The 22832-nt window shown below is 60.4% G+C and carries 24 protein-coding genes and 2 pseudogenes; 13 read left to right on the top strand and 13 right to left on the bottom strand.

The features are described from left to right. The first annotated feature begins 38 nt into the window (after nucleotides 1-38). On the top strand, nucleotides 39-368 hold the full coding sequence (locus ACYZTK_RS04750; protein ID WP_462013382.1) for a hypothetical protein: 330 nt from the start codon (nucleotides 39-41) through the stop codon (nucleotides 366-368). Between the two features lie 222 nt (nucleotides 369-590). Then, complete coding sequence (locus tag ACYZTK_RS04745; RefSeq protein ID WP_462013381.1) at nucleotides 591-1244, top strand: peroxiredoxin; 654 nt, start codon at nucleotides 591-593, stop codon at nucleotides 1242-1244. Between the two features lies 1 nt (nucleotide 1245). On the opposite strand, the gene ACYZTK_RS04740 is transcribed toward ACYZTK_RS04745, so the two are convergent. From ACYZTK_RS04740 to ACYZTK_RS04720, 5 genes are all read right to left on the bottom strand, one after another. Beyond that, nucleotides 1246-1767: a cytochrome C gene (locus tag ACYZTK_RS04740; RefSeq protein WP_462013380.1), complete on the bottom strand. Its 522-nt coding sequence runs from the start codon at nucleotides 1765-1767 to the stop codon at nucleotides 1246-1248. Nucleotides 1768-1941: 174 nt separating this feature from the next. Then, on the bottom strand, nucleotides 1942-2463 hold the full coding sequence (locus tag ACYZTK_RS04735) for a methylamine dehydrogenase light chain (RefSeq protein ID WP_462013379.1): 522 nt from the start codon (nucleotides 2461-2463) through the stop codon (nucleotides 1942-1944). An 18-nt stretch (nucleotides 2464-2481) separates the two neighbouring features. Then, entirely contained in the window at nucleotides 2482-3108 is a 627-nt protein-coding gene (gene mauD / locus ACYZTK_RS04730) for a methylamine dehydrogenase accessory protein MauD (RefSeq protein WP_462013378.1), read from the bottom strand. 3 nt (nucleotides 3109-3111) lie between these two features. Continuing rightward, nucleotides 3112-3651, bottom strand: coding sequence for a MauE/DoxX family redox-associated membrane protein (locus ACYZTK_RS04725; RefSeq protein WP_462013377.1), 540 nt, complete (start codon nucleotides 3649-3651; stop codon nucleotides 3112-3114). Nucleotides 3652-3663: 12 nt separating this feature from the next. Then, nucleotides 3664-4812 carry an amine dehydrogenase large subunit gene (locus tag ACYZTK_RS04720; RefSeq protein WP_462013376.1) on the bottom strand — a complete coding sequence of 383 codons (1149 nt, stop codon included), beginning with the start codon at nucleotides 4810-4812 and terminating at the stop codon, nucleotides 3664-3666. 378 nt (nucleotides 4813-5190) lie between these two features. Between ACYZTK_RS04720 and feaR the strand changes: the two genes are divergently transcribed. Beyond that, nucleotides 5191-6111 carry a transcriptional regulator FeaR gene (feaR, locus tag ACYZTK_RS04715; RefSeq protein ID WP_462013375.1) on the top strand — a complete coding sequence of 307 codons (921 nt, stop codon included), beginning with the start codon at nucleotides 5191-5193 and terminating at the stop codon, nucleotides 6109-6111. A gap of 256 nt (nucleotides 6112-6367) precedes the next feature. Here the strand turns inward: feaR and ACYZTK_RS04710 are convergent, their stop codons facing one another. Further along, nucleotides 6368-7690, bottom strand: coding sequence for an alginate export family protein (locus ACYZTK_RS04710; protein WP_462013374.1), 1323 nt, complete (start codon nucleotides 7688-7690; stop codon nucleotides 6368-6370). A gap of 280 nt (nucleotides 7691-7970) precedes the next feature. Between ACYZTK_RS04710 and ACYZTK_RS04705 the strand changes: the two genes are divergently transcribed. Further along, nucleotides 7971-8360: a c-type cytochrome gene (locus ACYZTK_RS04705; protein ID WP_462013373.1), complete on the top strand. Its 390-nt coding sequence runs from the start codon at nucleotides 7971-7973 to the stop codon at nucleotides 8358-8360. A 47-nt stretch (nucleotides 8361-8407) separates the two neighbouring features. Next, nucleotides 8408-9898, top strand: coding sequence for an aldehyde dehydrogenase family protein (locus ACYZTK_RS04700; protein WP_462013372.1), 1491 nt, complete (start codon nucleotides 8408-8410; stop codon nucleotides 9896-9898). Between the two features lie 205 nt (nucleotides 9899-10103). Here ACYZTK_RS04700 and ACYZTK_RS04695 read toward each other — a convergent pair. After that, nucleotides 10104-10358 (bottom strand): annotated as a pseudogene (locus ACYZTK_RS04695) (LysR substrate-binding domain-containing protein); the annotation flags it as partial. A gap of 1 nt (nucleotide 10359) precedes the next feature. Between ACYZTK_RS04695 and ACYZTK_RS04690 the strand changes: the two are divergent. The 5 genes and pseudogenes from ACYZTK_RS04690 to ACYZTK_RS04670 all read left to right on the top strand — a co-directional run. Beyond that, nucleotides 10360-10707, top strand: a pseudogene (locus tag ACYZTK_RS04690) (VOC family protein); the annotation flags it as partial. Nucleotides 10708-10799: 92 nt separating this feature from the next. Beyond that, a complete protein-coding gene (locus ACYZTK_RS04685; RefSeq protein ID WP_462013370.1) occupies nucleotides 10800-11381 on the top strand; it encodes a TetR/AcrR family transcriptional regulator in 582 nt (193 codons plus the stop codon). Between the two features lie 58 nt (nucleotides 11382-11439). Beyond that, nucleotides 11440-12543, top strand: coding sequence for an alkene reductase (locus ACYZTK_RS04680; protein WP_462013369.1), 1104 nt, complete (start codon nucleotides 11440-11442; stop codon nucleotides 12541-12543). A gap of 100 nt (nucleotides 12544-12643) precedes the next feature. Continuing rightward, nucleotides 12644-13030 carry a nuclear transport factor 2 family protein gene (locus tag ACYZTK_RS04675; RefSeq protein WP_462013368.1) on the top strand — a complete coding sequence of 129 codons (387 nt, stop codon included), beginning with the start codon at nucleotides 12644-12646 and terminating at the stop codon, nucleotides 13028-13030. 119 nt (nucleotides 13031-13149) lie between these two features. Beyond that, on the top strand, nucleotides 13150-13371 hold the full coding sequence (locus ACYZTK_RS04670; protein WP_462013367.1) for a hypothetical protein: 222 nt from the start codon (nucleotides 13150-13152) through the stop codon (nucleotides 13369-13371). A gap of 4 nt (nucleotides 13372-13375) precedes the next feature. Here the strand turns inward: ACYZTK_RS04670 and ACYZTK_RS04665 are convergent, their stop codons facing one another. Then, nucleotides 13376-14278 (bottom strand): LysR family transcriptional regulator, encoded by a 903-nt coding sequence (locus ACYZTK_RS04665; RefSeq protein ID WP_462013366.1) that lies wholly within the window; start codon nucleotides 14276-14278, stop codon nucleotides 13376-13378. 158 nt (nucleotides 14279-14436) lie between these two features. On the opposite strand from ACYZTK_RS04665, the gene ACYZTK_RS04660 reads away from it, so the two are divergent. Together ACYZTK_RS04660 and ACYZTK_RS04655 are read left to right on the top strand one after the other, a co-directional pair. Then, nucleotides 14437-15738 carry an NAD(P)/FAD-dependent oxidoreductase gene (locus ACYZTK_RS04660; protein WP_462013365.1) on the top strand — a complete coding sequence of 434 codons (1302 nt, stop codon included), beginning with the start codon at nucleotides 14437-14439 and terminating at the stop codon, nucleotides 15736-15738. A 54-nt stretch (nucleotides 15739-15792) separates the two neighbouring features. Continuing rightward, a complete protein-coding gene (locus ACYZTK_RS04655; protein ID WP_462013364.1) occupies nucleotides 15793-16881 on the top strand; it encodes a polyamine ABC transporter substrate-binding protein in 1089 nt (362 codons plus the stop codon). Nucleotides 16882-17014: 133 nt separating this feature from the next. Here the strand turns inward: ACYZTK_RS04655 and ACYZTK_RS04650 are convergent, their stop codons facing one another. Further along, complete coding sequence (locus tag ACYZTK_RS04650; RefSeq protein WP_462013363.1) at nucleotides 17015-18172, bottom strand: LLM class flavin-dependent oxidoreductase; 1158 nt, start codon at nucleotides 18170-18172, stop codon at nucleotides 17015-17017. Nucleotides 18173-18204: 32 nt separating this feature from the next. After that, nucleotides 18205-19278 carry an ABC transporter substrate-binding protein gene (locus ACYZTK_RS04645; RefSeq protein WP_462013362.1) on the bottom strand — a complete coding sequence of 358 codons (1074 nt, stop codon included), beginning with the start codon at nucleotides 19276-19278 and terminating at the stop codon, nucleotides 18205-18207. Nucleotides 19279-19574: 296 nt separating this feature from the next. On the opposite strand from ACYZTK_RS04645, the gene ACYZTK_RS04640 reads away from it, so the two are divergent. Beyond that, a complete protein-coding gene (locus tag ACYZTK_RS04640) occupies nucleotides 19575-20654 on the top strand; it encodes a sigma-54 interaction domain-containing protein (protein WP_462013361.1) in 1080 nt (359 codons plus the stop codon). Here the strand turns inward: ACYZTK_RS04640 and ACYZTK_RS04635 are convergent. The 3 genes from ACYZTK_RS04635 to ACYZTK_RS04625 all read right to left on the bottom strand — a co-directional run bounded on the left by ACYZTK_RS04635 (nucleotide 20632) and on the right by ACYZTK_RS04625 (nucleotide 22684). Then, complete coding sequence (locus ACYZTK_RS04635; RefSeq protein WP_462013360.1) at nucleotides 20632-20859, bottom strand: DUF6555 family protein; 228 nt, start codon at nucleotides 20857-20859, stop codon at nucleotides 20632-20634. The genes ACYZTK_RS04640 and ACYZTK_RS04635 overlap by 23 nt on opposite strands. A 115-nt stretch (nucleotides 20860-20974) precedes the next feature. Continuing rightward, entirely contained in the window at nucleotides 20975-22018 is a 1044-nt protein-coding gene (locus ACYZTK_RS04630; protein ID WP_462013359.1) for an LLM class flavin-dependent oxidoreductase, read from the bottom strand. A gap of 180 nt (nucleotides 22019-22198) precedes the next feature. After that, entirely contained in the window at nucleotides 22199-22684 is a 486-nt protein-coding gene (locus ACYZTK_RS04625; protein WP_462013358.1) for a flavin reductase family protein, read from the bottom strand. Between the last annotated feature and the right edge of the window lie 148 nt (nucleotides 22685-22832).

Below are 22832 nucleotides of genomic sequence, written 5' to 3'. Positions count from 1 at the left end.
AAATCAATTTAATTACAGATTGTTAGGGTCCAATGTAAATGCGCAATGTGATGATCGCGTTAATGTCGTGCGGGCTGGCCAGCTTGGCGACGATGGCCGAAGCCAAGGAGCTGGAGACGCATGATCGTTATATGTGCAGCTGGGGCGCGGGGACTGCGGCGAAAGCCCAGGAATTGAAGCTGGCAGGGGTTTCCCTGTATGCGGCGCGGCAGAAACTGCAAACCTACAGGTTCACCAAGCCATGGATGCGCATGATGGCCATGGGCATCACCGAGCAGACCTACGACAGCCCGTCGCGGATCAAGCCAGCGGCGATTCGCCAGGGTTTTTATGAGGATTGTGTGCGGTACAAGCTGGCGCGCAGGTGAACACCATTCTTGAAATCGCATGGATCCCTGTAGGAGCTGTCGAGTGAAACGAGGCTGCGATCTTTTGATCCTGACAATCAAAAGATCGCAGCCTGCGGCAGCTCCTACAGGGTCAGGGCCGTCCACACGATTTGTGCAGCGCAGCAGAATCAATGTCCCGAACCGTCTCCTATACTGACCCGTCCCAGCAGTTTCCTACCCTTCACAGCGAGGAGAACGCACATGAGCATCCGTATCGGCGACGAAGCACCGGATTTCACGGTCGAGAGCACCGAGGGCACGCTGCACTTCCATGAATGGATCGGCGATCAGTGGGCCATTCTGTTTTCCCATCCCAAGGACTTCACCCCGGTGTGCACCACCGAACTGGGTTACATGGCCGGGCTCAAGCCGGAGTTCGACAAGCGCAACACCAAGATCGTCGGGCTCAGCGTCGATCCGGTCGGCAACCATCAAAGCTGGGCCAAGGACATCGAGGAAACCCAGGGCCACGCGGTCAATTACCCCATGATCGGTGACGAAAACCTGGTGGTGGCCAAGCTCTACGACATGATCCACCCCAATGCCAGCGGCGGCACGCGCACTGCCGTGGACAACGCTACCGTACGCTCGGTGTTCATTATCGGTCCGGACAAAAAGATCAAGGCCATGCTGATCTACCCGATGAGTGCCGGGCGCAACTTCGATGAAGTGCTGCGCCTGCTCGACGCGATCCAGCTCAATGCCAAGCACACCGTGGCCACTCCGGTGAACTGGCGCCCGGGCCAGGACGTGATCATCCCGACCTCGGTGTCTGATGAAGACGCGAAGAAGAAGTATCCGGATGGTTTTAAAACTGTGAAACCTTACCTGCGCACGGTGGCGCAACCCAAGTAGCTCAGTTGCTCATCCCGTCTTCAATCGCGATGCCCTGTGCGCGCATCGCCTTGATCAGCTCGGCGCGGGCGCCTGGGAGATTGAGCATGGTGGTGGCGCGCAGCTGCGTAACTTCTTCAGCGCTGTACGGCTGGTAGTTGGCGGGCATGCTGTTGCCGGCCATACCGTCTTCGCGCAGCAGCCAGTTGAGCAGGTCGGACAGCTGCGCATTGTTCAATGCCGACTGTGACATGCCCGGCACTCGCACGAGAAACTCGCGACCACCCGGCACCTTGAGAAAATTGCCGACGAAGCCGGTCATGCGTGGCGTGTCGTTGGCGGGGGAGCCCATGCCGTTGCCCAGGTGGCAACCGGCGCATTGCAACTGGTAGTTCACACCGACGCTGTAACCGGCTTCAGCGATGGGTTTTTGCAGGTCTTCGTTGCCCGGCGCGTGGCGCTGCGCCGGGTTGGGGATGGCCCGGGCATGAACGAGCGGGGCGGTCATGGCGCAGACGAGAGCGAGGATGAGCAACCTGTGCATCAACAAATACCTCCGCAAAAAATCACGGTTGTTTATGTAGCAGCTGGCGAAGCCTGTGGGAGCAAAGCTTGCTCGCGATTGGGGGCCTACATTCAATATTGATGGTGGCTGACACATCGTAATCGCGAGCAAGCTTTGTTCCCACAGGCTTCGCCAACTGCTACAAGGGGCGCGTTAAACGGCGACGCCGCGGATGATCGAAACGGTGCAGTGATAGATGTGCGATTTGGCGGCCAGGCACCAGTTCACGTCGTTGTTATTGAACGGGCGGTACGCCGGCTCTTCACTGTCGTTACGGGTGCAGGCGCACTGTGCGCAGCTTTGTTTGCCGCAGCAATCGTTGTACGAAATGATGTAGTCCTTGTTGTCGGCCGGGTTGCGGCAGGTGCCGATCCAGGTCACTTGCGAGGCTTCGGTGCCTGGCGGGCAGGACGTCACCGAACCGCCGCAGCAGCTGCACAGGAAGCCGTCGATGGAACAGTAGCGCCAGTAGTCGCAGCTGTTTGGATCACCTGGGTCACCGGCTCTCGGGTTATCGGCGGCCAGCGCCTTGCTGGTGCGATCCAGCGGCAGCAGCAGCGGCAACGCGGCACCGGCCACCATCAGCGAGCCCATGCGTGCCAGCAGTTTGCGGCGCGAGGTGGTGTCAGCAACGCGGCGCGAAGAACGTTCGAACAACAGATCCAGCAATTTCATAACAGTCTCCCTGCCTTATCAGTGGCTATGGCCGTGGCTGTGGTCATGCGCATGGGGACGCGGCTGGCTGTTCAGGTATTCCTGCAGCGTCGCGCTTTTCAGGTGCTCGACTTCGAACAGGCTGTCCAGGTGCTCGCGGGAATTGACCAGGCCTTTGGCGCGCAGGGTGCCGGTCTTGTCGATCAGCGCGGCATACGGCAGCTTGCCGATCTGGTAGGTCATGCCCACTTCCGGGCCGACCACGTAGGTAACGTCATCCAGTTTGTGTTCGCGGATCAGCGCCTGCTGGGCGTCCATGTCGCCGTCGCTGATGAACACCACGTCCAGACGATCCGCCTGTTCCCTGGCAATCGACTTGATCGCCGGCAGCAGCGACTTGCAGATCGGGCAGGTCGGCGAGAGGAAGAACAGCAGCTGGGATTTCTCGCTGGCGTAGCCGAAGTTCACCGGACGACCATTACGATCGGACGCGGTGACTTGCGGTGCAGCCTCGTTCACGGCCACGCCTTTATCAACCATCAGCGCACCGGCCGGCGCAATCCGCCCGTGCAGCACGCCAATTTGCCGAACCAGACCCATCACGGCGAATGCCAGGGCCAAAAGCAAAATCCAGAGCAACGCGTTGGAAACGATTAAGCCGTCCATTGATCACCTACCAATCAGTTTGAGCAGAAGAGGGGAGTTCGCCAGCAAGCCATCGGCTGCGGCGTAAATCAGCAGCGCCACGGCGCTGGCGGCGATGGTCACAAAGCCGTCGAAGACATGCAGGTCACGGGCGAGCGGCGCGAGGCTGGCGAGCAGCGCCAGGCTGATCAGCACGCTGTTGCGCAGCAGCAGCACCGGGCGCAACGGCTGCGCCTGGTCCGGCCCGGCACAACCGCAGTCGATGTCGCGCCGACCGCGCCACAGGTTGATGCCGATGGCGCTGGCGTACAGCGCGATCAGGCCGGCGGCAGCCAGCGCTGCCCACGAACGGCTGATCGGCACCAGCAGCGCGAACGCAATCACCAGTTCCAGCAACGGGATCACTCGGGACGCAGGACGCACCAGGGCGTCGGGCAGTAACTGGTAATCCGCCAGCTGTTGGTTAAAACGTGCCGGCGCGCGCAACTTGTGGGTCGCGGCGCTGGCCAACAGCACGGCGATGGCCAGTGCGCTGGCAATGATAAAGATCGGATCGATAGACATGGCCGAACCTCGTTAGTAGCTCATGACCTGGGTCGCGGTCTTCGCGACTTTCGCCATGCTGCCGGTGAGCTTGTTGGTCTTGAGGTCGAAGATCTGCAAGCCGCCTTCAACATCAGTGCCGAGCAACAGCGGATTGTCGTCGCCGGTCGCCTGCATGCTCCACACCGGAACCGGTGCTTCCAGGGTCGCGATTTTCTTCCCGGTCTTCAGGTCGAACGCCCAGATCAGAGGGCTGGGGTCTTCCCACTTCATCGGCTCATGGGCGTCGTGCATCAGCACGTACAAGCGGTTCAATTTCGGCGCCACCGCCAGCAGCTGCCAGCCACCGGGTGCCCAGCCGGCCTTCTTTTCCTCGTCAGTGGTCAGCGACCAGGACGGCAGGATCTTCGGCGCATCGGCGGCGAAATCTACCGGGCGCACGGTGCCAGTCGTGGTGGTGAAGTAGTAGGTATCACCCACGTTCACCGCGCGCTCGACCAGTTTTTCCGCGTTGGGGTCGAAGAACGGCGTGCGACTGCGCGCAGTTTCCAGACCCTGGTCATTCAGCGTGACTACCTGCAGGCTGCCGTCGCCGCACAGCGAGGCGAAGCGGCGATTGCCCACCGGATAGTTGAGCACGCAACCGGGGATGGCGATCTCCGAGGTAACGGCTTTGGCCTGGGTGTCGACCACCGTCACCGAGGTCGACGGGGTGAAGTTGTAGACGTAGACGAAGCGGTCATCGCCGCTGGTTTTCAGCCCGTAGCGCTGGGTCAGCGACTCGGCACGCTTGGTCGGAATCAGCAATTCCCAAGCGGGCGCCAGGGTCGAACTGTCCCAGGCGGTCAGCACGTCAGTGCGGGTGCCGCGGGTACCACGGGAATAGAAGATGTCGGCGCTGTACAGGGTTTTCTGATCGTGGCTTAGCGTCGAGGGCGCGGCAAAACCGGTTGGCACCATGCCAAGGATGCGTTTTTTATCCGGGTCGACCACGGTGACGCGGCCCGCCACGAAACTCTCGAATTCGACGTCGACGATAAACGTGCGGTGGGCTTCCGGCGGAAAGGCCAGAACGGTCTGGCCGATCGTGTCAGCGGGCAGGTCGGCGCTGGCATTGTTCAAACCGAGTACTAGCAGGCTGAGACTCAGCGCTGACTGTACGGTGATCCTGGTGGCTCGCATTAGGGGGAACTCCCTGAATTATTGTTCACGCGAATCGCGGGTGCAGAGGCAGATTTTTGCAGTTCGATTCTGCCTTGCCGGGCAAACCGGAGAATTGCTGTGGCTGCCAAGTGCTTGTGTGTCTGTGCCAGTCATTGGCAAATGCCTGGCGAACGAGTAAAAATTCTCCGACGGGGAAGGTTATGCGCGGGTTTGCCTGGCGTTTCCGCTCGTCTGGTAGTGGCGCGTCAACCCTAAACAACGCTGGCAAGGCCGCGCGGGAGCCTGAAGAATGACGATCCGGCGGCAGTCAAGGGAGGGGCACGGCCAGGTGCGAACATTTGCCGAACCGCTCGACGAAGCGGTCGAAAAATAATAAATACGTGAGGCTTTGCAGTGATGATGAGTTCTTCGACGGTTCGCAACGAGGCGTTCGAACATTGGTTGAGCCAGGTCAACCAGGCTTGCGGGCGTTTCGATGCACGGGCGCTGGACCGCGATTTTTATGGCGAGCTGGCGGAGTTTCGCAGTGGCGCCATCAACCTCAGTGTCGCCGACATGGCCCACGTGCACCTGTATCGCACCAGCAAGGACGTCAGCGCCAGCAGTGATAGGCATTACTACGCGGTGTTCCAGATGCGTGGCAGCTCGCAACTGGAGCAGGGCGACAATCGTGCGCTCCTGGCCACAGGCGACATCGCCCTGATCGATGCCAGCCGCCCGAGCGACATGACCTACCACGAAGATTCCCGGCAATTGTCACTGATCCTGCCGCGCCAGGTGGTGGAGCGCGGCTCGCATTTCAGCGGCCTCAACTGCGCCACGCGCATCGCCGCCGGCACGCCACTGGCGGCAATGGCCAACCGGCTGGTGCTGGAAACCCGTCAGCAGGATGGCCTGGACATGCAGGAAAGCGAGGCGGTGCTGGATGCGCTGGCCAGCCTGTTGTTGCCGGGCATCAGCGCCCGCGACAGCGGCGGCGATGCCCACGAACGGCAGTTTCGCAAGATCATTGCCTACATCGACGAGCACATCAGCACCGAAGAGCTGTGCCCGGAGTCGATTGCCCAGGACGTAGGGATATCGGTGCGTGGCTTGTACCGGATGTTCTCCAAGCGCGGGTTGGTGGTGGCGCAATACATCAAGCACCGACGCCTGGATTTCTGCGCACAGAACCTGCGTGATGCTCAGGTCGAACAGAAACTTTCGGCGCTGTGTTATGCCTGGGGATTTTCCGATTCCAGCTACTTTTCCTCGGCGTTCAAAGCCCGCTTCGGCGTGTCGCCGGGGGCGTATCGCAAGCGCTATAGCCAGGCCTGAGTGCGCGTTATCGTTCATCGCGGGCAGGCTCACTCCTACAGGGATTGTTGGTGACGCTCCTGTAGGAGTGAGCCTGCTCGCGATGGCGGTGGGGCGGTCACATTCATGTTGAAGGTGCCAGCGGCCGCCCTCTGTAGGAGCTGCCGAAGGCTCGGGCCGCGATCGGACGATCTTTTGATTTTGTTAAACATCAAAAGATCGCAGCCTCGTTTCTCTCGACAGCTCCTACGCAGCTCCTACGCAGCTCCCATCCCGGTCAAAACGTCGTGGCAAAAACCACCTGGCTGTACAGGTTCCTGTCGTTGTTCCCGAGCTGCGTACCACCTTGCTCAACGCTCTTGTCCGGCTGATACAGACCCACCAACGGCATCACCGTCAAGTGCTCGTTGATGTGCCATTCGGCATACAAGTCGATCTCGTGACCATCGGTATTGCCAAGATTGCGATCGATAGTGTCGTAGTTGAAATACATCGCACCGACACTCAAGTTTTCCAGGGGCGCGACCTTCAACGTCACGTTCTGGATTCGTGAGTTGCTGTTGAACGGACCCGCATAGTTACCCGCCACTTCACCCTGGAACCAGGTGCCAAATCCGCGACTGAAACCATAGAACAACGTGTCATAACCTTCCGAAAACCTGCTGTAGCGATAGCTAACGTACGGCGTCCAGGGCACGTCGGCGAAGGTCCAGCCGGCTTCCAGGTACCAGGCGTCTTCGGTGGCGGTGTGGGGTTTGTCCTGCTTCGCGTATTCGCCGGAGAGGAACAGGTTGGGCACCCCTGCATTGCCTTGCGCCCGCAGGCTGTAGGTCTTCATGCCGTCGCGTTCGAGCTGCTGGGGCGAGGCGTATTGCTCGTCGACATCGGTGGTGTCGATGTAAGTCAGGCCCACTGTGCCGGCTTCACTGACGTGCTCAAGGGTGCCGACGTACATCTCGGTTTTCGCTTGCGCGCGATTGTTGGATTTCAGCCACATCAGGTCACTGCGCCAACCTTCCTTGCCTCCCACACGCAACACGGCGGTCTCGTCGAAGGCTTTGCGCGCAGCCAGCCAGTAGGCGCCCCCGCGGTTGAACTCACCGTCCGCCAAGCCCTTGCCGATGTTCAGGGCGTCGCCGTTAATCAGGAAGCCGTCGCCGACCACGATGTTCTGCCGGCCGAACGACAGGTCAACGCCATCCTCGCCCAGCACTTCGAACAGCTTGCCCGAACGCCAGCCGAGGTAGGCGTCTTCGAACTTTGTGGTGCGCTCCGAACCATCGCTGAAGCCTGCCGCATCACCGTCACCCCAGGTGCCGGAACTGAGCAGGTTCGCCGCGCCGTAGGCCGTGCCTGCGCCTGCCAGGCCCTGGTCGAAGCTCAGGCCATATTTGATATAGCCCTCACGCCACGATGACGAGCCCTGATCGAGTCGGCCGGACAGCGCATAGTTTTCCTGGCTGTGGAAAATGCCGAAGACCGCTTCCAGGGTGGCGTTCAGATGGGTGTCGTCATCGGCGTAAAGCTCATGGGCGCCGGCATTGCCCGCGCTGATCAGCAGCGCGAGCGTCGAGAGGCGAAGCAAGGGGGACTTGGGCATCGTGTGGCATCCGTTCTTGTTCTTGAACGCAGGGTTGCGGTCTTTTTCGATACTACGGCGACGAATTTCTCAAGCCTTTTGTGTGGTTGCCAAAGAGTTGGCTGTGCTTGCCAAAATGCCCGGTTTGGCAGCCTCGCCAATACGACTGGCACGCAGGGCAAATCCTCCACGGCGACGACCATCGACAATCCGTACCAACCCTGCCGGTGCCCCGTGTACCGGTATTCTCAGTGATGCTGTTCGCCACCGGCGAGCGCGCGGATTTCAAGGTCGTTTTCCTATGTTCACCTCGCTGCGATTGCCCCTTATCGGTCTGCTCTCATACACCCTGGCCATTGCTGCGCTGGCCGCCGACTGTGCGCCGGACCAGGGCCACGGTGCCCAGGTATTCGCCAATGAATGTGCGGTCTGCCACTCGGTGACCAAGGGCATGACCGGAATGATGGGGCCCAACCTGGCTGGCGTGGTCGGACGCAAATCCGGTTCGCTGGATGGCTTCAGGTATTCCCAGGCGATGCGCAGCAAAGACATCGACTGGCAGGCCGAGAACATCGCGCAACTGATCGCCCAACCCCAGGCCTTCGTGCCAGGCACCTACATGCCCTACATGGGCCTGGCCTCGGCGGACGATCGCCAGGCGGTTGTGTGCTACCTCAAACAACAAAAATAATCGGCCGGTGTGCGCGCCGGACAACTTGTCTGAACCAAAGGTGACTTATGAGCAACGTTGAAATTCTGCCGCAGGTGGCTGCTTTTCTTGAGCGCCGGCATGGCTGCTTTATCGATGGCCAGTGGGTGTTTGCCGAAGGACAAGGCATCGCAGTGATCAACCCGGCCACCGGGCAAACCCTGTGCGAGACCCTTGATGCGCCACTGGAAATCGTCGAGCAAGCCGTGCAGTCGTCCCATGCCGCGTTTAAATCCGGCGTGTGGTCGGGCCTGCGTCCGGCAGATCGCGAACGCATCCTGCTGAACTTCACCCGCCTGGTGGAAGAACACGCCGAGGAGCTGGCGCAACTGGAAACCCTGAGCCAGGGCAAGTCGATCAACATGGCCCGCGGGCTGGATCTGAACGCCACCGTGGAGTTCATGCGCTACATGTCCGGCTGGGCCACCAAGATCGAAGGCCAGACGTTCGACGTGTCGATCCCGCTGCCACCGGGTGCCAAATTCACCGCGTTCACCAAGCGCGAGCCGGTCGGTGTCGTGGTCGGGATCGTGCCGTGGAACTTCCCGCTGCTGATCGCTGCCTGGAAACTCATGCCGGCGCTGGCCACCGGCTGCACAGTAATCATCAAGCCGGCCATGGAAACCCCGCTGACCGCCATGCGCCTGGCTGAGCTGGCCCTGGAAGCAGGCATTCCGGCCGGCGTGTTTAACGTCGTGACCGGTGGCGGCGCCTCGGTGGGCGGCGTACTGACCGCGCATCCGCTGGTGAGCAAGGTGTCCTTCACCGGGTCCACTGCGGTGGGCAAAAGTGTTGGCGTGGCGTGCATGGCCAACATGACGCGCTTTGCCCTGGAGCTGGGTGGCAAGAATCCGATGATCGTGCTCGCCGATGCCGACATCGACAAAGCCATCCAGGGCGCGATCCTTGGCGGCCTGCTCAACAACGGCCAGGTTTGCGCTGCGGCTTCGCGCTTTTACGTGCATCGCTCGATCCACGACCGCTTCGTCGAAGGTCTCGCAGCAGCCGTGTCAGCCATGCCGATCGGCGCGGGCATGAACTGTAACGCAGCGATCAACCCGCTGGTGTCGCGCAAGCAACAGCAGGGCGTGCTCAAGCACATCGAACTGGCTCGCCAGGAAGGCGCGCGGGTGGTCTGCGGCGGTGAGTTGCTGGAAGGCGAGGGCTTTTACGTGCAGCCGACAATCCTCGCCGACATCGACCACAGCATGACGGTGGCCAGGGAAGAAGTGTTCGGTCCGGTACTGGGAGTGATGCCCTTCGACGATGAAGACGCCGTCATCGCCCTGGCCAACGACAACCGCTACGGCCTGGCCGCCAGCCTGTGGACCAATGACCTGGGCAAGGCGATGAACCTGGTCCCGCGCATCGAAGCCGGCACCGTATGGGTCAACGCCCACGTCTTGCTCGACCCGGCCATGCCATTCGGCGGGGTCAAGCAATCGGGCATGGGCCGCGAGTTCGGTCGCGCGGTGATCGAGGCGTACACCGAGTTGAAATCGGTGTGTATTGCGCATTGATTCACTCTGGTTTCTGGGCAAATACCTGACAGAGCCGCACCTACTTCCACTGTAGGAGCGAGCTTGCTCGCGATGGATTTGAGGGCAGCGCGTTTATCCTGAATGCCGGCGTTATCGTTAACGCCAATCGCTTAAGGATGAAGGGCAGCGGGTGCCATTGATTATCGCGAGCGGCGCTGGCCTTGCGGTGTAGCAAAGGCCTGGTTCATTCAGCGCCGGCCGCGACCTGCTCAGTGATCAGCTGCACCAAAATCCGCACAGGCTCGGTGAACGTTTGCCGAGACCTGTGGACCAACCCGATATCGCGATGAAAAGTATGCAGGCCAAGGTCCAGCGCCCGCACACCTGCGGGCCATTCCCGAAGGGTTTCCGTCTGCGGCACCAGCGCGACTCCGACGCCGTTTTCCACCAGCTTGACGATGGCGTCCAGTTCATCCAGCTCGCACACCTCACGCAAAGTCGGACTAGAAGAAGGTCGTTCCAGCAGCCAGTGGGTCGACTTCAACTTCTATGGCCATCAGTTGGTCATCCATGAACATCCCAAGACTGCCTCCCAGGAGAGTGTCCACAGCAACCCGGTCGACGGGCACGATGTTCCCGTTCCGCACTTTGGCATCATTCTCAACTGGGATCAGTGGGAAGCACTGGCTGAGCGCCTGAAGTCGTTCGGGACCGAATTCGTGATCGAGCCCTACATTCGCTTCAAAGGGCAGGTCGGCGAGCAGGCCACCATGTTCCTGTTCGACCCTTGCAGCAATGCCCTGGAATTCATGGCCTTCAAGGATATGAGCCAGCTGTTCGCAAAGTGACAAGACAATGACGCAGCTGTCTGTGGCCAGTTCTTTCAGAGAAAAGGACTTCTCTAGACGACCGGTCTAGTTTGCTGTAGTCTGCTTCCCCTATGAAGAAACCAATCCAGGATATGCGGCAGCACATCATTGATGTTGCGAAGTCGTTGATGACGTTCAAAGGCTACACCGCCGTGGGCTTGACGGAAGTCCTGACCACTGCCGGCGTACCCAAAGGCTCGTTTTACCATTACTTCAAGTCCAAGGAAGAGTTCGGCCAGGCGCTGCTTGAAGAGTATTTCACCGAGTACCTGGGCAGGGTGGATGGGCTGATGAATGCCCAGGGCAATGCGGCCGAGCGCCTGGTGGGCTATTTCCGCTACTGGGCTGAAACCCAAGGTGCCGATGTGCCGAAAGAAAAATGCCTGGTGGTCAAGCTGGGTGCCGAGGTGTGTGACTTTTCCGAAGACATGCGCAACGTACTGCTGGTGGGCACGGACCAGATCATTCAACGAATCAGCGGCTGTATCGAAAAGGGCAAGGCTGACGGCTCGATAGCCGCGACGCTGGAGTCGCACGAGTTGGCGCAGTCGCTCTATCAGCTGTGGCTGGGCGCTTCACTGTTGGCCAAGGTCAACAAGTCGACCAAGCCGTTTGAAACCGCCTTGAGCATGACGAATCGCATGATTGTGTGATTCGTCCTTTTTTTTTCGATTATTTACTAGACGACCGGTCTAATAACTGGAGATACCGATGACTGACAACAGCCTTCGAACCGATCTGTTTTCCCCTGTACAAATGGGTGCGTTCGAACTTACCAATCGAATTGTCATGGCCCCTGTCACCCGTAGCCGTATGGGTGAAGACGGCGTTCCCAACGAGTTGCATGCCACTTACTACGCCCAGCGGGCCAGTGCCGGTCTGCTCATCAGCGAAGCTACCAACATCTGCGCGCAAGGCCGTGGGTATGCAATGACTCCCGGCATCTGGACCAAGGAACAGGTGCAGGGCTGGAAGAAAGTCACCGATGCGGTACACGCGGCGGGCGGGCGGATCGTTTGCCAGCTGTGGCACGTCGGCCGCTTTTCCCATGTTGACCTGCAACCGGACGGGGCACAGCCCGTGGCTCCGTCGGCCATCAAGGCCGAAGGCACTACCTATACCAACGAAGGCATGGTCGAAGTGTCCATGCCGCGAGCGCTTGAGACCGGGGAAATTCCAGGCATTCTCGAGCAGTACAGGCACGCCGCCGAATGCGCAAAGCGGGCAGGGTTTGACGGGGTTGAAGTGCACTCGGCCAACAGCTATCTGCTCGATCAGTTCCTGCGCGATTCCACCAACCAGCGCACCGATCAGTACGGCGGTTCCATCGAAAACCGCACGCGCCTGACTCTCGAAGTCACCGAGGCCGTGGTGGCGATCTGGGGCAGTGACCGGGTCGGCATTCGTCTCTCGCCGGTGACCCCGGACGCAGGCAATACACCGCCTGACAGCAACGTCATGGCGACCTATGGCTACCTGATCGAGCAGCTCAACCGGTTCAACCTGGCCTATCTGCACTTTGTCGAAGGCGCCACCGCCACCTCGCGCACGGTTCCCGAAGGCGTGGATCTGGATGCTCTGAGTGCGCGGTTCGATGGACCGTTCATTGGCAACAACAACTATGACCTGGAGATGGCAGTGCAGCGGCGGGCGCAAGGCCGGATTGACGCAGTAGCGTTTGGCCGCTTGTTCATTGCCAACCCGGACCTGGTAGCGCGCCTGCGTAATGGCCGCGAACTGACCATCGCGCCACGGGAGAGTTACTACGGTGGCGGGGCCGAGGGTTACACCGACTGGCCCGCCGCCAACGCCTGAGTCGCGTTGTTACGCCACACAGTTGCTCCCACAGGCATTTGCGCAGCGACACAACCGCGGGCGAAGCGCTTTGCCTCGCCCTCAAGCAAAGGAAATAACCATGTCGAAGAATATCAAGGCAGTACCCACCGCCGAATACAACGCTGTCATCGCGACCGCCAATCAATACGTCGAAGGGCTGCGTTTAGGCAGTGCTGACGGTGTTGCGCAGGCGTTCCACAAAGACGCAGTGATGTACGGATTCACCAACGGCCGGTTACTCGGCGGCCCAATCAGCAACTTGTTCGATTTCGTCGAGAACAATGGCGCAGCCCCACAGATCACTACCCGACTCGACGTGCTGGCGATCACCCCGACTACCGCTGTGGTGCGAGTGGACATGGAGCACGATGCCATCGGCGCCGACTACAACGACTACCTGACGCTGCTCAAGATTGATGGCGCCTGGAAAGTGATTGCCAAGGTGTATCACCAGTTTGAGAGTTGAACATCGACCGATCCCGGTGATCGAGAATCGGTGTCCTCGAATGAATGCCGTATGTCGGCACTGAGGAACCGCCGGCCACAGCAGACGCCCAACCAGAAACAACCGTTGGGAGTCTGGCCATGAACGATGATCGAAAGCAGCAAGCAATGGCGGCCTGGAACCAACTGCTCAAGGAACCGCTGATTCGCATGGATTGTGAAGAACAGTACGATGAACTGCTCAAGGCCGCCGACGAGATGGAGCGCACTGGGCTGATTACCAGCCACGAGTGGCGCCAGCTGGTGCGCGAAGCCGGGACGGCGTTTGCCCAGGCTAATGAAGGGATTGGTGGCGGCACCTAGGTTTTCAAGGATCGTTTTTCGCTTGATCGGCCTGCTGGGCAAACCACTCGAGGATTAGCCCGCAGGCCGGATGTGCGCTCGCCGAGGGCTGCAGGTTCAGCGCATACACGCCATGAGTCTTCAATGGCTCGCCAAAGGGGATCACCAACACCCCACGATCGACGGATTCGCCCGCCAGGGTCAGGTCCGTCATGGCCACACCCAGTCCCCGCGCTGCCGCATCCAGTGCCAGTTCATCAAGGTTGAAGGGAATGTGCCGGTAGTCCTCCAGCGACCTGCCGCCATTGGCCGTCAACCATTGCACCCAGTCATGCCGGTCCGACGAGCGATGCAGCAGGGTGAAATGCACCAGGTCTTCCACGGCTTGCAGCGGTCGGTCCGGGCACGCCAGCCCCGGCGCGCACACTGGCACCAGCGCCTCCTCGAACAGGGTCAGGCACTGCGGATCACTTGATGGCTGCGCAAGGTAAAGGATGTAGGCGTCGCTATCGGCGCCAGGCTCGACCACCTCGGTGGCCACCGTTTCGATCGACAGCGAAACCTCCGGATGGCACCGATAGAACTCACTCAACTTCGGCAGCAACCAGCGCACCGCCAGTGACACGTGCATGCGAATGCGAAACGGCCGTTCCTGGGGAGCGAGCCTTTCCTCCAGGGTTTTCAGTTGCCCAAGAATGGCACGAGCAGTGTCCAGCACCTGCTCGCCTTCCGCGGTCAGGCGCAGGCTGCGACTGGTGCGCACGAACAACGGCACGCTGAAGTGACTCTCCAGCTGTTGAATCTGCCGGCTCACTGCGCTTTGGGTCAAGCACAGCTTTGCTGCGGCCAGGGTGAAGCTGCCGCAATCGGCGACTTCCACCAGCGCTTGCAGCGCCTGCAGTGACGGCACATGACGAATCTTATCCATGCGGTTTCCGAATGTTTCGATGATTTTATAACGATGGTTGTATCACCCCGGGGCCTATAAATTCCAGTCATGACCGACGCGATATTTCAGTTTCCATGCGCGCGACGCATGTGTTCGAACAATACGCACGGCGCAACGACAGCGAATCGAGGTGATGCATGATCAATGAATGTGGCTGGATTGCGCAGGCGGGCAGCTCGCCCTTGCGCGGCTCCCTGAAGGGCACCGAGAAAGCTGACTGGCTGATTATCGGTGCTGGCATTACCGGGTTGAACGCCGCCCACACCCTCGCACACATGCACCCTCAGGCGCGGATCGTGATCGTCGACCGGCAGCGCGCGGCGCAGGGTGCATCGGCGCGCAACTCAGGGTTCGCCGTGGCCCACGAGCACCCGGGCACCGATGAGCTGCTGGGTGCCAAGGGCTTTGCCGACTACCAGGTTGACACCGAGATCTCCCGGGTCGCCAGCCTGGAAGTGCGCCAGCGCATCGCCCAACACGGCATCGAATGCGATTTTCGCGACGACGGCTACTTCTTTGCCGTGAGCGATCCCGGCAAGTTGACCCACGTCGAAGACAAACTGGAAACCCTGCGCGCGGTGGGTGCGTCGGCGCATTTTCTGCAGGGCGAGGCGCTGTACGACAAACTCGGTACCCGGCACTACCAGGCGGGAATCTGGTGCGGCAACGGCAATGCGCTGTTGCAGCCGGCCAAGTACGTCAAGGGCCTGCTGGACGCGCTGCCCGCCAGCGTCACCCTCTACGAAAACACCGACATTACCGGCCTCGAGCGCCTGAGTCAGGCGCGCGTGCGTGCCAATGGTGTCGCCGGCAGCATTGAAGCGCAGCAAGTTCTGGTGTGCCTGAATGCGTTCATCCCGCGCTCGGGCATTGACGACAGCGCGACCTTTGCCATGGAACTCAGCGCCAGCCTCACCCGGCCGCTGACGGATGCCGAGTACCAGGCCATCGGTGCGGTCGAGCCCTGGGGCGTGCTGTCTACCCGGCCGCTGGGGGCCACCGTGCGCTTGACGCCGGACCGTCGGGTGATGATCCGCAACACGGCGGAATATCGCTCGCGGGATTTGACCGACAGCGAACTGCGAGTACGGCGTGAGCATCATGTACTGGGTTTGCAGCGGCGTTTTCCGTTCCTCGGCGCGCAGGACATCCAGTACACCTGGACCGGCCATCTAAGCGCATCGCGCAGTGGCCAACCGTATTTCGCCAAGGTCGAAGAGGGCGTGTATGCGGTGGCCGGTTGCAACGGTTCCGGCGTGGCCCGCGGCACCCTGTGGGGGCGCTTGCTCGCGGAAATGTCCTGCGGAGTCGACTCCCCCGTCCTGCAATCGGTGATGCGGCGCGCCCAGCCCGGCTGGCTGCCGCCCAAACCCTTGCTGGATATCGGTGCCATGCTGCGAATGCGCGTGGAGGCGGTCAGGGCCAGAACTGAAATCTAGAACATCCGTCGATCAACCAAGAACAAAAACTCAGCCAACACACGGTGACAGAAGATGCGCATCAACAACATTTCCCTGATGGTCATGCTTGCCACGCTTTCAGCAGCCAGTCACGCCGACGAAGTCGTCAATATTTCCAACTGGAACGGCTACATCGCCGACGACACCCTGACCACGTTCACCAAGGAAACGGGGATCAAGGCCACGTACGACATCCATGACAGCAACGAGGTGCTGGAGTCCAAGCTCATGACCGGCAACACCGGTTATGACGTGGTCAGCCCTTCGAACCATTTTCTGTCACGCCTGATCAAGGCCGGCGCCGTGCAAAAGCTCGACAAGAGCCAGCTGCCGAACTGGAAGAACCTCGACCCGGTGTTGATGCAAAAGCTTGAGGTCAACGATCCGGGCAACCAGTACGGCTACCCGTACATGTGGGGCACGGCGGGGATCGGCTACAACGTCGAGAAGATCAAGGCGATCTTTGGCAATACCGATATCACCCGTTCGTGGAAGCTGTTCTTCGATGAAGAGAACATCAAGAAACTCAGCCAGTGCGGCGTGGCGATCATCGACAACCCGACGCAGGTGCTGCCGATCACCCTCAACTACCTGGGCCTGCCGCCCCACAGCCACGAGCCGGCAGACTACAAAAAAGCCGAGCAGGCGCTGCTGAAAATCCGCCCGTACGTGCAGTACTTCCACGCCTCCAAGTACATCAGCGACCTGGCCAACGGCAACGTCTGCGCAGTGATCGGCTTCAACGGCGACGTAGTGCAGGCGGCTGCCAGTGCCAAGGAAGCCAAGAATGGCATCGACATCGCCTATTCGATTCCCGACGAGGGCTCCACCCTGTGGTTCGACATGGTGGTGATGCCCAAGAGCGCGCCCCATGAGAAGAACGGTTATACCTATATGAATTACCTGCTTGAGCCGAAGGTGATTGCCAACATCAGCAACAGCATTCATTACGCCAACCCGAACCTGGCGGCGGATCCGCTGGTGGTGCCAGCGGTGAAGCAGGACCTGGCAATCTACCCGCCGAAGGCCGTGCTGGAGAAACTGTTCACCGTTGAAGAATTGCCAGCGGCGATTGCGCGGTTGAGCACGCGGTTGTGGACGCGGTTGAAGACCAATACCTGACATTGCGCACTGACCACACTGTAGGAGCTGCCGAAGGCTGCGATCTTTTGATCTCCACGGGCACGCCTGGAAAGATCAAAAGATCGTCCGATCGCCGCCCGAGCCTTCGGCAGCTCCTACAGTGCTTCGGTTATCAACGGCGCAGTTCGGCACGTTCGCTGCGAAAATGCGGCAGGATGTGCTCGCCCAGGCGGTAGGCTTCCTCCAGATGCGGGTAGCCTGCGAGGAAGAACAGGTCGACGCCGAGCGCGTTGTACTCACGAATCCGCGCCACCACATTTTCATAGCTGCCCACCAGCGCGCAGCCCGGTGGAATGCCGATGTAGCCGAAGCCGGTCCAGACATTCGGGTGGATGAAAAAGTCGTCGAAATGCTGGGTTTGCACCTTCTGCGCGAACTCGTTTTCATAGCTGAGTTTACGCGCGGTGCGCAGCCCGGCATGCGCGGCCACGGCTTTCACCGCGCCGCGGGCAATGCCTTCATCGAAGAAGCGCTGGGCTTCGGTGCGCGCCAGTTCCTCGGTCTCGCGGGTGATGACGTCGATCGATAAACCGAAGCGAATGTCGCTGCGTCCATACTTCAGCGCGCGCTCACGAATGTCGGCAATCAGCGCGGCGATCTCGTTCGGGTGCTCGGCGCGCATCAGGTAAAAGTGGGCGTGTCTGGCGGCGAATTCCCGAGCCGGGATCGACGAGCCGGCAGTGCAGATCAGCGGCAGCTCGGCTTTTTTCAGAGGCCCGCGCAGGCCACCGCCGTCGGCCTGGTAGAACTTCCCGGCGTAGTGAAAGTTTTCGTTGTGCCAGTAACCCTTGACCACGTCCATGAACTCGATGGCCCGCTCGTAGCGTTCATCGTGCTCGCTGAAGTCGCCGACCTGCCGCTGAATCGCATCCGAACCGCCATTGATGATGTTCCACACCAGGCGGTTGCCGGTCGCGCGTTGATAGGTCGCGGCCTGTTGCACCGCAACCCACGGCGTGTAGTGGTAGGGCTGGAATGCAGTGACGAATTTCAGCGTGCGGGTTTCCCGGGCGAGCAGCGAGCAGACCGTCCACGGCTCTTCGCCGGAGGGCGCGTTGACCATCAACGCGCCGCCGAAGCCGTTGATCTCTGCCGCCTTGGCGATCTGTCCGAGGTAGTCGATGTAGGTGAAATGATCACCGACGCTGAAGCCGGAGACCGCGCCGGTGCTGGGGCCGCCTGCGTGCCAGTCGCCGCGGTTGCGCGGGTCGCCAGGGAGGAATTGGGTTTCGCCATGCAGGGGCAGGCGGGTGAAAAATTCAATGCTCATGTCCAGGTTCCTTGTCACTGTACGCTGGGGCTTCATGGATTGTTGCTGACCTGGCCGCGCAGGGCTGACCAGTAGTCGGTGAGTTGCAGATCGATCAGCGCCTGGTGGGTGAAACCGGTGGCCAGCGAAGGGGTGATGTCGTAGGCATCGCGGATCAGGTGGTTGGCCAGCGCGTAGGCGGTCAAGGCCTGGTAGTGAGCCTTGATTTGCTGGTCACTCTTGGGCGCCCAGCGGTCTTTCCAGGCCACAGGGTCGTCCTGGTCGTCACGGCGCAGGACGCTTTCAGCGGTGCCCGCGCGGGCGGAAAGCTGGTAGTAGGCGTCCTGGTTCTGTTCCTGGGAAATCCACCACGCGGCTTTGATCCAGGCGGTCGCCAGCAATTGAGTAATGTCCGGATGCTGGCTGACGAAGCTGTCGGTGCCCCACAGGTCGGAGATCAGGCGCCAGTCGTTGGCACCTTGCTTGGTCGACCAGATGATCTTGCCGACGCCTTTGTCTTCCAGTGCGTAGGCTTCGCTGAGCAGGACTGCAGCGTCGACCTTGCCGGCGGATACCGCCGCAGCGCCAACCTGTGGATTGAGGTTGGCGATTTTGAAGTCGTCGAGTTTCAGGCCTTTGCTGGCGAGGAAGTTGCTGAAGGCGAACTCCCAGGGACGCCCGCGATGCAGGGCCAGGCGTTTGCCCTTGAGGTCTTCGATGCTGTTGGCACTGGAGCCGGCGGGTACCACCAGGTAGATATTGTTGCCGCTGCCTCCGGGCACGATCAGCTTGCCCGGCACGCCACCGGCGCCGGCAATCACCGAAGGCAAATCGCCGCGCACCGCGAAGTCGATGCTGTTGTTGCTGAAGCCTTCGTTGATCTGCGGCCCGGCGCCGGCGTGGGGCAGGGCGATCCAGTCGAGCTTGACGCCGCGCTGGGCCAGTTGCTGCTCCAGCCAGCCATCCTCGATCACCCGCCCGGCGATCCCGCCAAACACCGGCTTGCCGCCCTGCGTGTACGCCACGATGGCGATCTTCACCGAAGCTGGTGCCTGTTCGGCGAGTGCCGTCGCACTCAGCAGTAACCCGGTCAAGGCGACCAGGCTGTTACGCCAGAAACGTTTCATTGAAATCCCCTGTAGTGCTGTGTGGGAGTGACAGAGCAGATTGCATGCCAGCGATCGAAATAATCGCTGCAGGCCAGGCGCGCTGGGCGTTCTAGCGGAGGAAGAGGATGTTGCGTCGCGGCAGCGCTGTTGATCTGCCAGCACCCCAATGCACACGCGTTGCTGCTCCAGCAGCAAGCCGCCAGCAAGTTCGGCGTATATGCGCAACAGGAATAACCAAATGCTAATTAAGAATTTTTTAGTCTATGTAACTTCATGCATTATTGAGCACGCGCCTTTATTGCCAGGAATGCACCATGTCGCTGATCACTCATCCCAACGCTCGTGAATTGACCAAGTCGGTACGAGCCACCGTTCTGGTGTTCAAGGACCCGCGCTCCCAGGAACTGCTAAGCCGCATCGAACGCCTGGCACCCAGTGAAGCCAACACCTTGATCATCGGCGAGACCGGCACCGGCAAGGAATTGGTCGCCCGGCACATTCACCACCTCAGTCGTCGCGGACGCGAACCCTTCGTTGCGGTGAACTGTGGGGCCTTTGCCGAAACGCTGGTAGAGAGCGAGCTGTTCGGCCATGAGAAGGGCGCATTCACCGGTGCCACATCGAACAAGGCGGGCTGGTTCGAAGCGGCCAATGGCGGCACGCTGTTTCTCGATGAGATTGGGGATCTGCCGCTGAACATGCAGGTCAAGTTGCTGCGCGTCCTGCAGGAGCGCGAGGTGGTGCGGCTGGGGTCGCGTACGCCGATTCCAATCAACGTACGTCTGGTGGCGGCGACCAACGTCAACCTGGCTGACGCGGTCGTTGCCGGACATTTTCGTGAAGATCTGTTCTACCGCCTGCACGTCGCCACCATCCGCCTGCCACCGCTACGCGAGCGTCCGGGTGACATCCTACCCCTGGCCGAATTTTTCCTCGAGGAACATTGCCAGCGCCTCGGCTACAACCGCGCCACCCTCAGTATCGAAGCCGAACGCAAGCTGCTGGAACACAGCTGGCCAGGCAACATCCGCGAGCTGGAAAACTCCATTCACCATGCCTTGCTGGTGTGCCGCAATCAGCGGGTCGCGCCGGCGGATCTGCACCTGGTGGACATGCGTTCATCGGGTATTCGTCAGGAACAGGCCAGTGCATCCTACCCGGCGCCTGCAGGGCCGGTGGATCTGGAAACTGCGTTGAACGCCCTGTTCGAACAGAACATTCCAGACCTCTACGAACACATCGAAGAGACCATATTCCGCGCCGCCTACCGTTATTGCCACGGCAACCAGTTACAGACCGGACGGCTGCTGAACATCAGCCGCAACATCGTCAGGGCGCGTCTGGAAAAGATTGGCGAGTTGAACAAGTCGCTCACGGCAGCGCCTCCCATCTGACCTCGGTCAACCCGCACTGGTGCGCCTGCGCGCGCAGTTCGGCTAGCCCCTGGCTGCCAGGGTCTTCACCATATGCCAGGCCCACGCCGGCGTGCAGGCAGGCGTAGTACCAGGCATCGGCATCGGTCATGTGTGAGTCGGGCTGGACGAAGACTCGTCGAGCGTCATTCAAGCGGTAAGTGATTTGAAAATGCAGGGGGCGCATCCGATTCTCCAGGCGAAGCCACTACGACCCTAATGGCTCATAGCCAGTTCCCTTTCTTTTCGGATGCCCCCTTGGGTGTTCGGCGTCAACCCTGCTCCAGTGCCGATCGATGGACTCAGCGGAACGCCGGCACCACCTGTTTGATGAACAGCTCCAGGGATTTTTTCTTCTCCGCGTGGGGCAGGCTGTTATCGCACCAGAAGCTGAACTCGTCGACGCCCAGTTCCTGATAATACTTGATGCGCGGGATGATCTCTTCGGCCGTGCCGATCATCGCGGTCTTGTGCAGGCTTTCCAGTTCGAACTCGGGGCGCGCGGCGAATTTTTCTTCAGGGCTCGGCTCGAGGAAACCGTTGACCGGCACAGTCTTGTTGCCGAACCAGGCGTCGAACGTGCGGTAGAAGCGCGAGATCGCCTTGGCCCCGACCTTCCAGCCATCCGGGTCGTCGGCGGCGTGCACGTGGGTGTGGCGCAGCACCATCAGTTGCGGGCGTGGCACATCCGGATTGTTGTCCAGTGCAGCCTGGAATTTGTTCTTCAGGTCGAGGACTTCCTCGTCGCCTTTCATCAGCGGCGTGACCATGACGTTGCAGCCGTTGGCTACCGCGAAATTATGCGAATCCGGGTCACGGGCGGCGATCCACATCGGTGGGTTCGGCTTCTGGATCGGCTTCGGCACGCTGGTGGAAGTGGGGAATTTCCAGATGTCGCCGTCGTGGGCGTAGTCGCCTTGCCACAGGGCGCGCACCACCGGGACCATTTCGCGAAGTGCCTGGCCGCCCGAAGAAGCGGGCATGCCGCCGGCCATGCGGTCGAACTCGACCTGGTAAGCACCGCGGGCCAGGCCGACTTCCATACGCCCGTTGCTGATCACGTCGAGCAAGGCACATTCACCGGCTACCCGCAGCGGGTGCCAGAACGGCGCGATGATGGTACCGGCGCCGAGATGGATGGTGGTGGTTTTCGCAGCCAGATAAGCCAGCAGCGGCATCGGGCTTGGCGAGATGGTGTATTCCATGGCGTGGTGTTCGCCGATCCACACGGTGCTGAACCCTCCGGCCTCGGCCATCAGGGTCAGTTCAGTCAGGTCCTCGAACAGCTGGCGGTGGCTGACACTTTCGTCCCAACGTTCCATGTGCACGAAAAGGGAAAACTTCATGACGCTTACCTCGGATCTTTTGTTGGCGGCCTGTCGAGTGCGGGCCTGTTGATTGTTGGTATACCATAATACGCAAATGATGCAAAATTTATCAGATCAAAAGATCGCAGCCTCCGGCAGCTCCTACACAGGAATGCGAACACCTGTAGGAGCTGCCGCAGGCTGCGATCTTTTGTTGTGTCAGGCCAGGACCGGAAGGGCGCCCATTTTGCCGTGGCAGTAGACCAGGGGGCCGGCGGTTTGCCGGGGTACGATCAGGTTCTTCACCGCGCCGACCATGATGGCGTGATCGCCGCCTTCGTATTCGCGCCACAGCTCGCATTCGATCACCGCAGTGGCATTCGCCAGGATCGGATTACCCAGTTCGCTCAACGTCCACTCAATGCCCTGCGCCTTATCCTTGCCCTTGCGTGCGAAGGCATACGCTTCGCTTTGCTGGCCGCCCGACAGGACGTGAATGGCGAAGCGCTTGTTCTTGATCAACACCGGATAAGAATCGGAACTGTAGTTGGGGCAGAACAGCACCAGGGCCGGGTCGATGGACAGCGAGCTGAATGCACTGGCGGTCAGGCCAACGATTTGCCCGTCGTCATCCAGGGTGGTGATCACGGTGACCCCGGACGGAAACGAACCCATCACTTGTTTGTAGATGGCGGCATCGATCATCGGACGGTCCTCTGGCGGTGAAACTGGATTTTTATGGGTTTATAGGTCTGATGGTATACCGTAATACGTCGTTTGCAAGGGCTTTTTGTGTGACCCGATAAACGTACATTTTTGGTTTTAACCCCAATAAATACGGGACTTAACGCCT

This window comes from Pseudomonas sp. LB3P31, assembly GCF_054897945.1.
This window is presented reverse-complemented; position numbering and strand designations above follow the sequence as displayed.

Coding starts and splice junctions, on each gene's coding strand:
- ACYZTK_RS04750 (WP_462013382.1), top strand. CDS start 39: ATGCGCAATGTGATGATCGCGTTAATGTCGTGCGGGCTGGCCAGCTTG.
- ACYZTK_RS04745 (WP_462013381.1), top strand. CDS start 591: ATGAGCATCCGTATCGGCGACGAAGCACCGGATTTCACGGTCGAGAGC.
- ACYZTK_RS04740 (WP_462013380.1), bottom strand. CDS start 1,767: ATGCACAGGTTGCTCATCCTCGCTCTCGTCTGCGCCATGACCGCCCCG.
- ACYZTK_RS04735 (WP_462013379.1), bottom strand. CDS start 2,463: ATGAAATTGCTGGATCTGTTGTTCGAACGTTCTTCGCGCCGCGTTGCT.
- mauD (WP_462013378.1), bottom strand. CDS start 3,108: ATGGACGGCTTAATCGTTTCCAACGCGTTGCTCTGGATTTTGCTTTTG.
- ACYZTK_RS04725 (WP_462013377.1), bottom strand. CDS start 3,651: ATGTCTATCGATCCGATCTTTATCATTGCCAGCGCACTGGCCATCGCC.
- ACYZTK_RS04720 (WP_462013376.1), bottom strand. CDS start 4,812: ATGCGAGCCACCAGGATCACCGTACAGTCAGCGCTGAGTCTCAGCCTG.
- feaR (WP_462013375.1), top strand. CDS start 5,191: ATGATGAGTTCTTCGACGGTTCGCAACGAGGCGTTCGAACATTGGTTG.
- ACYZTK_RS04710 (WP_462013374.1), bottom strand. CDS start 7,690: ATGCCCAAGTCCCCCTTGCTTCGCCTCTCGACGCTCGCGCTGCTGATC.
- ACYZTK_RS04705 (WP_462013373.1), top strand. CDS start 7,971: ATGTTCACCTCGCTGCGATTGCCCCTTATCGGTCTGCTCTCATACACC.
- ACYZTK_RS04700 (WP_462013372.1), top strand. CDS start 8,408: ATGAGCAACGTTGAAATTCTGCCGCAGGTGGCTGCTTTTCTTGAGCGC.
- ACYZTK_RS04685 (WP_462013370.1), top strand. CDS start 10,800: ATGAAGAAACCAATCCAGGATATGCGGCAGCACATCATTGATGTTGCG.
- ACYZTK_RS04680 (WP_462013369.1), top strand. CDS start 11,440: ATGACTGACAACAGCCTTCGAACCGATCTGTTTTCCCCTGTACAAATG.
- ACYZTK_RS04675 (WP_462013368.1), top strand. CDS start 12,644: ATGTCGAAGAATATCAAGGCAGTACCCACCGCCGAATACAACGCTGTC.
- ACYZTK_RS04670 (WP_462013367.1), top strand. CDS start 13,150: ATGAACGATGATCGAAAGCAGCAAGCAATGGCGGCCTGGAACCAACTG.
- ACYZTK_RS04665 (WP_462013366.1), bottom strand. CDS start 14,278: ATGGATAAGATTCGTCATGTGCCGTCACTGCAGGCGCTGCAAGCGCTG.
- ACYZTK_RS04660 (WP_462013365.1), top strand. CDS start 14,437: ATGATCAATGAATGTGGCTGGATTGCGCAGGCGGGCAGCTCGCCCTTG.
- ACYZTK_RS04655 (WP_462013364.1), top strand. CDS start 15,793: ATGCGCATCAACAACATTTCCCTGATGGTCATGCTTGCCACGCTTTCA.
- ACYZTK_RS04650 (WP_462013363.1), bottom strand. CDS start 18,172: ATGAGCATTGAATTTTTCACCCGCCTGCCCCTGCATGGCGAAACCCAA.
- ACYZTK_RS04645 (WP_462013362.1), bottom strand. CDS start 19,278: ATGAAACGTTTCTGGCGTAACAGCCTGGTCGCCTTGACCGGGTTACTG.
- ACYZTK_RS04640 (WP_462013361.1), top strand. CDS start 19,575: ATGTCGCTGATCACTCATCCCAACGCTCGTGAATTGACCAAGTCGGTA.
- ACYZTK_RS04635 (WP_462013360.1), bottom strand. CDS start 20,859: ATGCGCCCCCTGCATTTTCAAATCACTTACCGCTTGAATGACGCTCGA.
- ACYZTK_RS04630 (WP_462013359.1), bottom strand. CDS start 22,018: ATGAAGTTTTCCCTTTTCGTGCACATGGAACGTTGGGACGAAAGTGTC.
- ACYZTK_RS04625 (WP_462013358.1), bottom strand. CDS start 22,684: ATGATCGATGCCGCCATCTACAAACAAGTGATGGGTTCGTTTCCGTCC.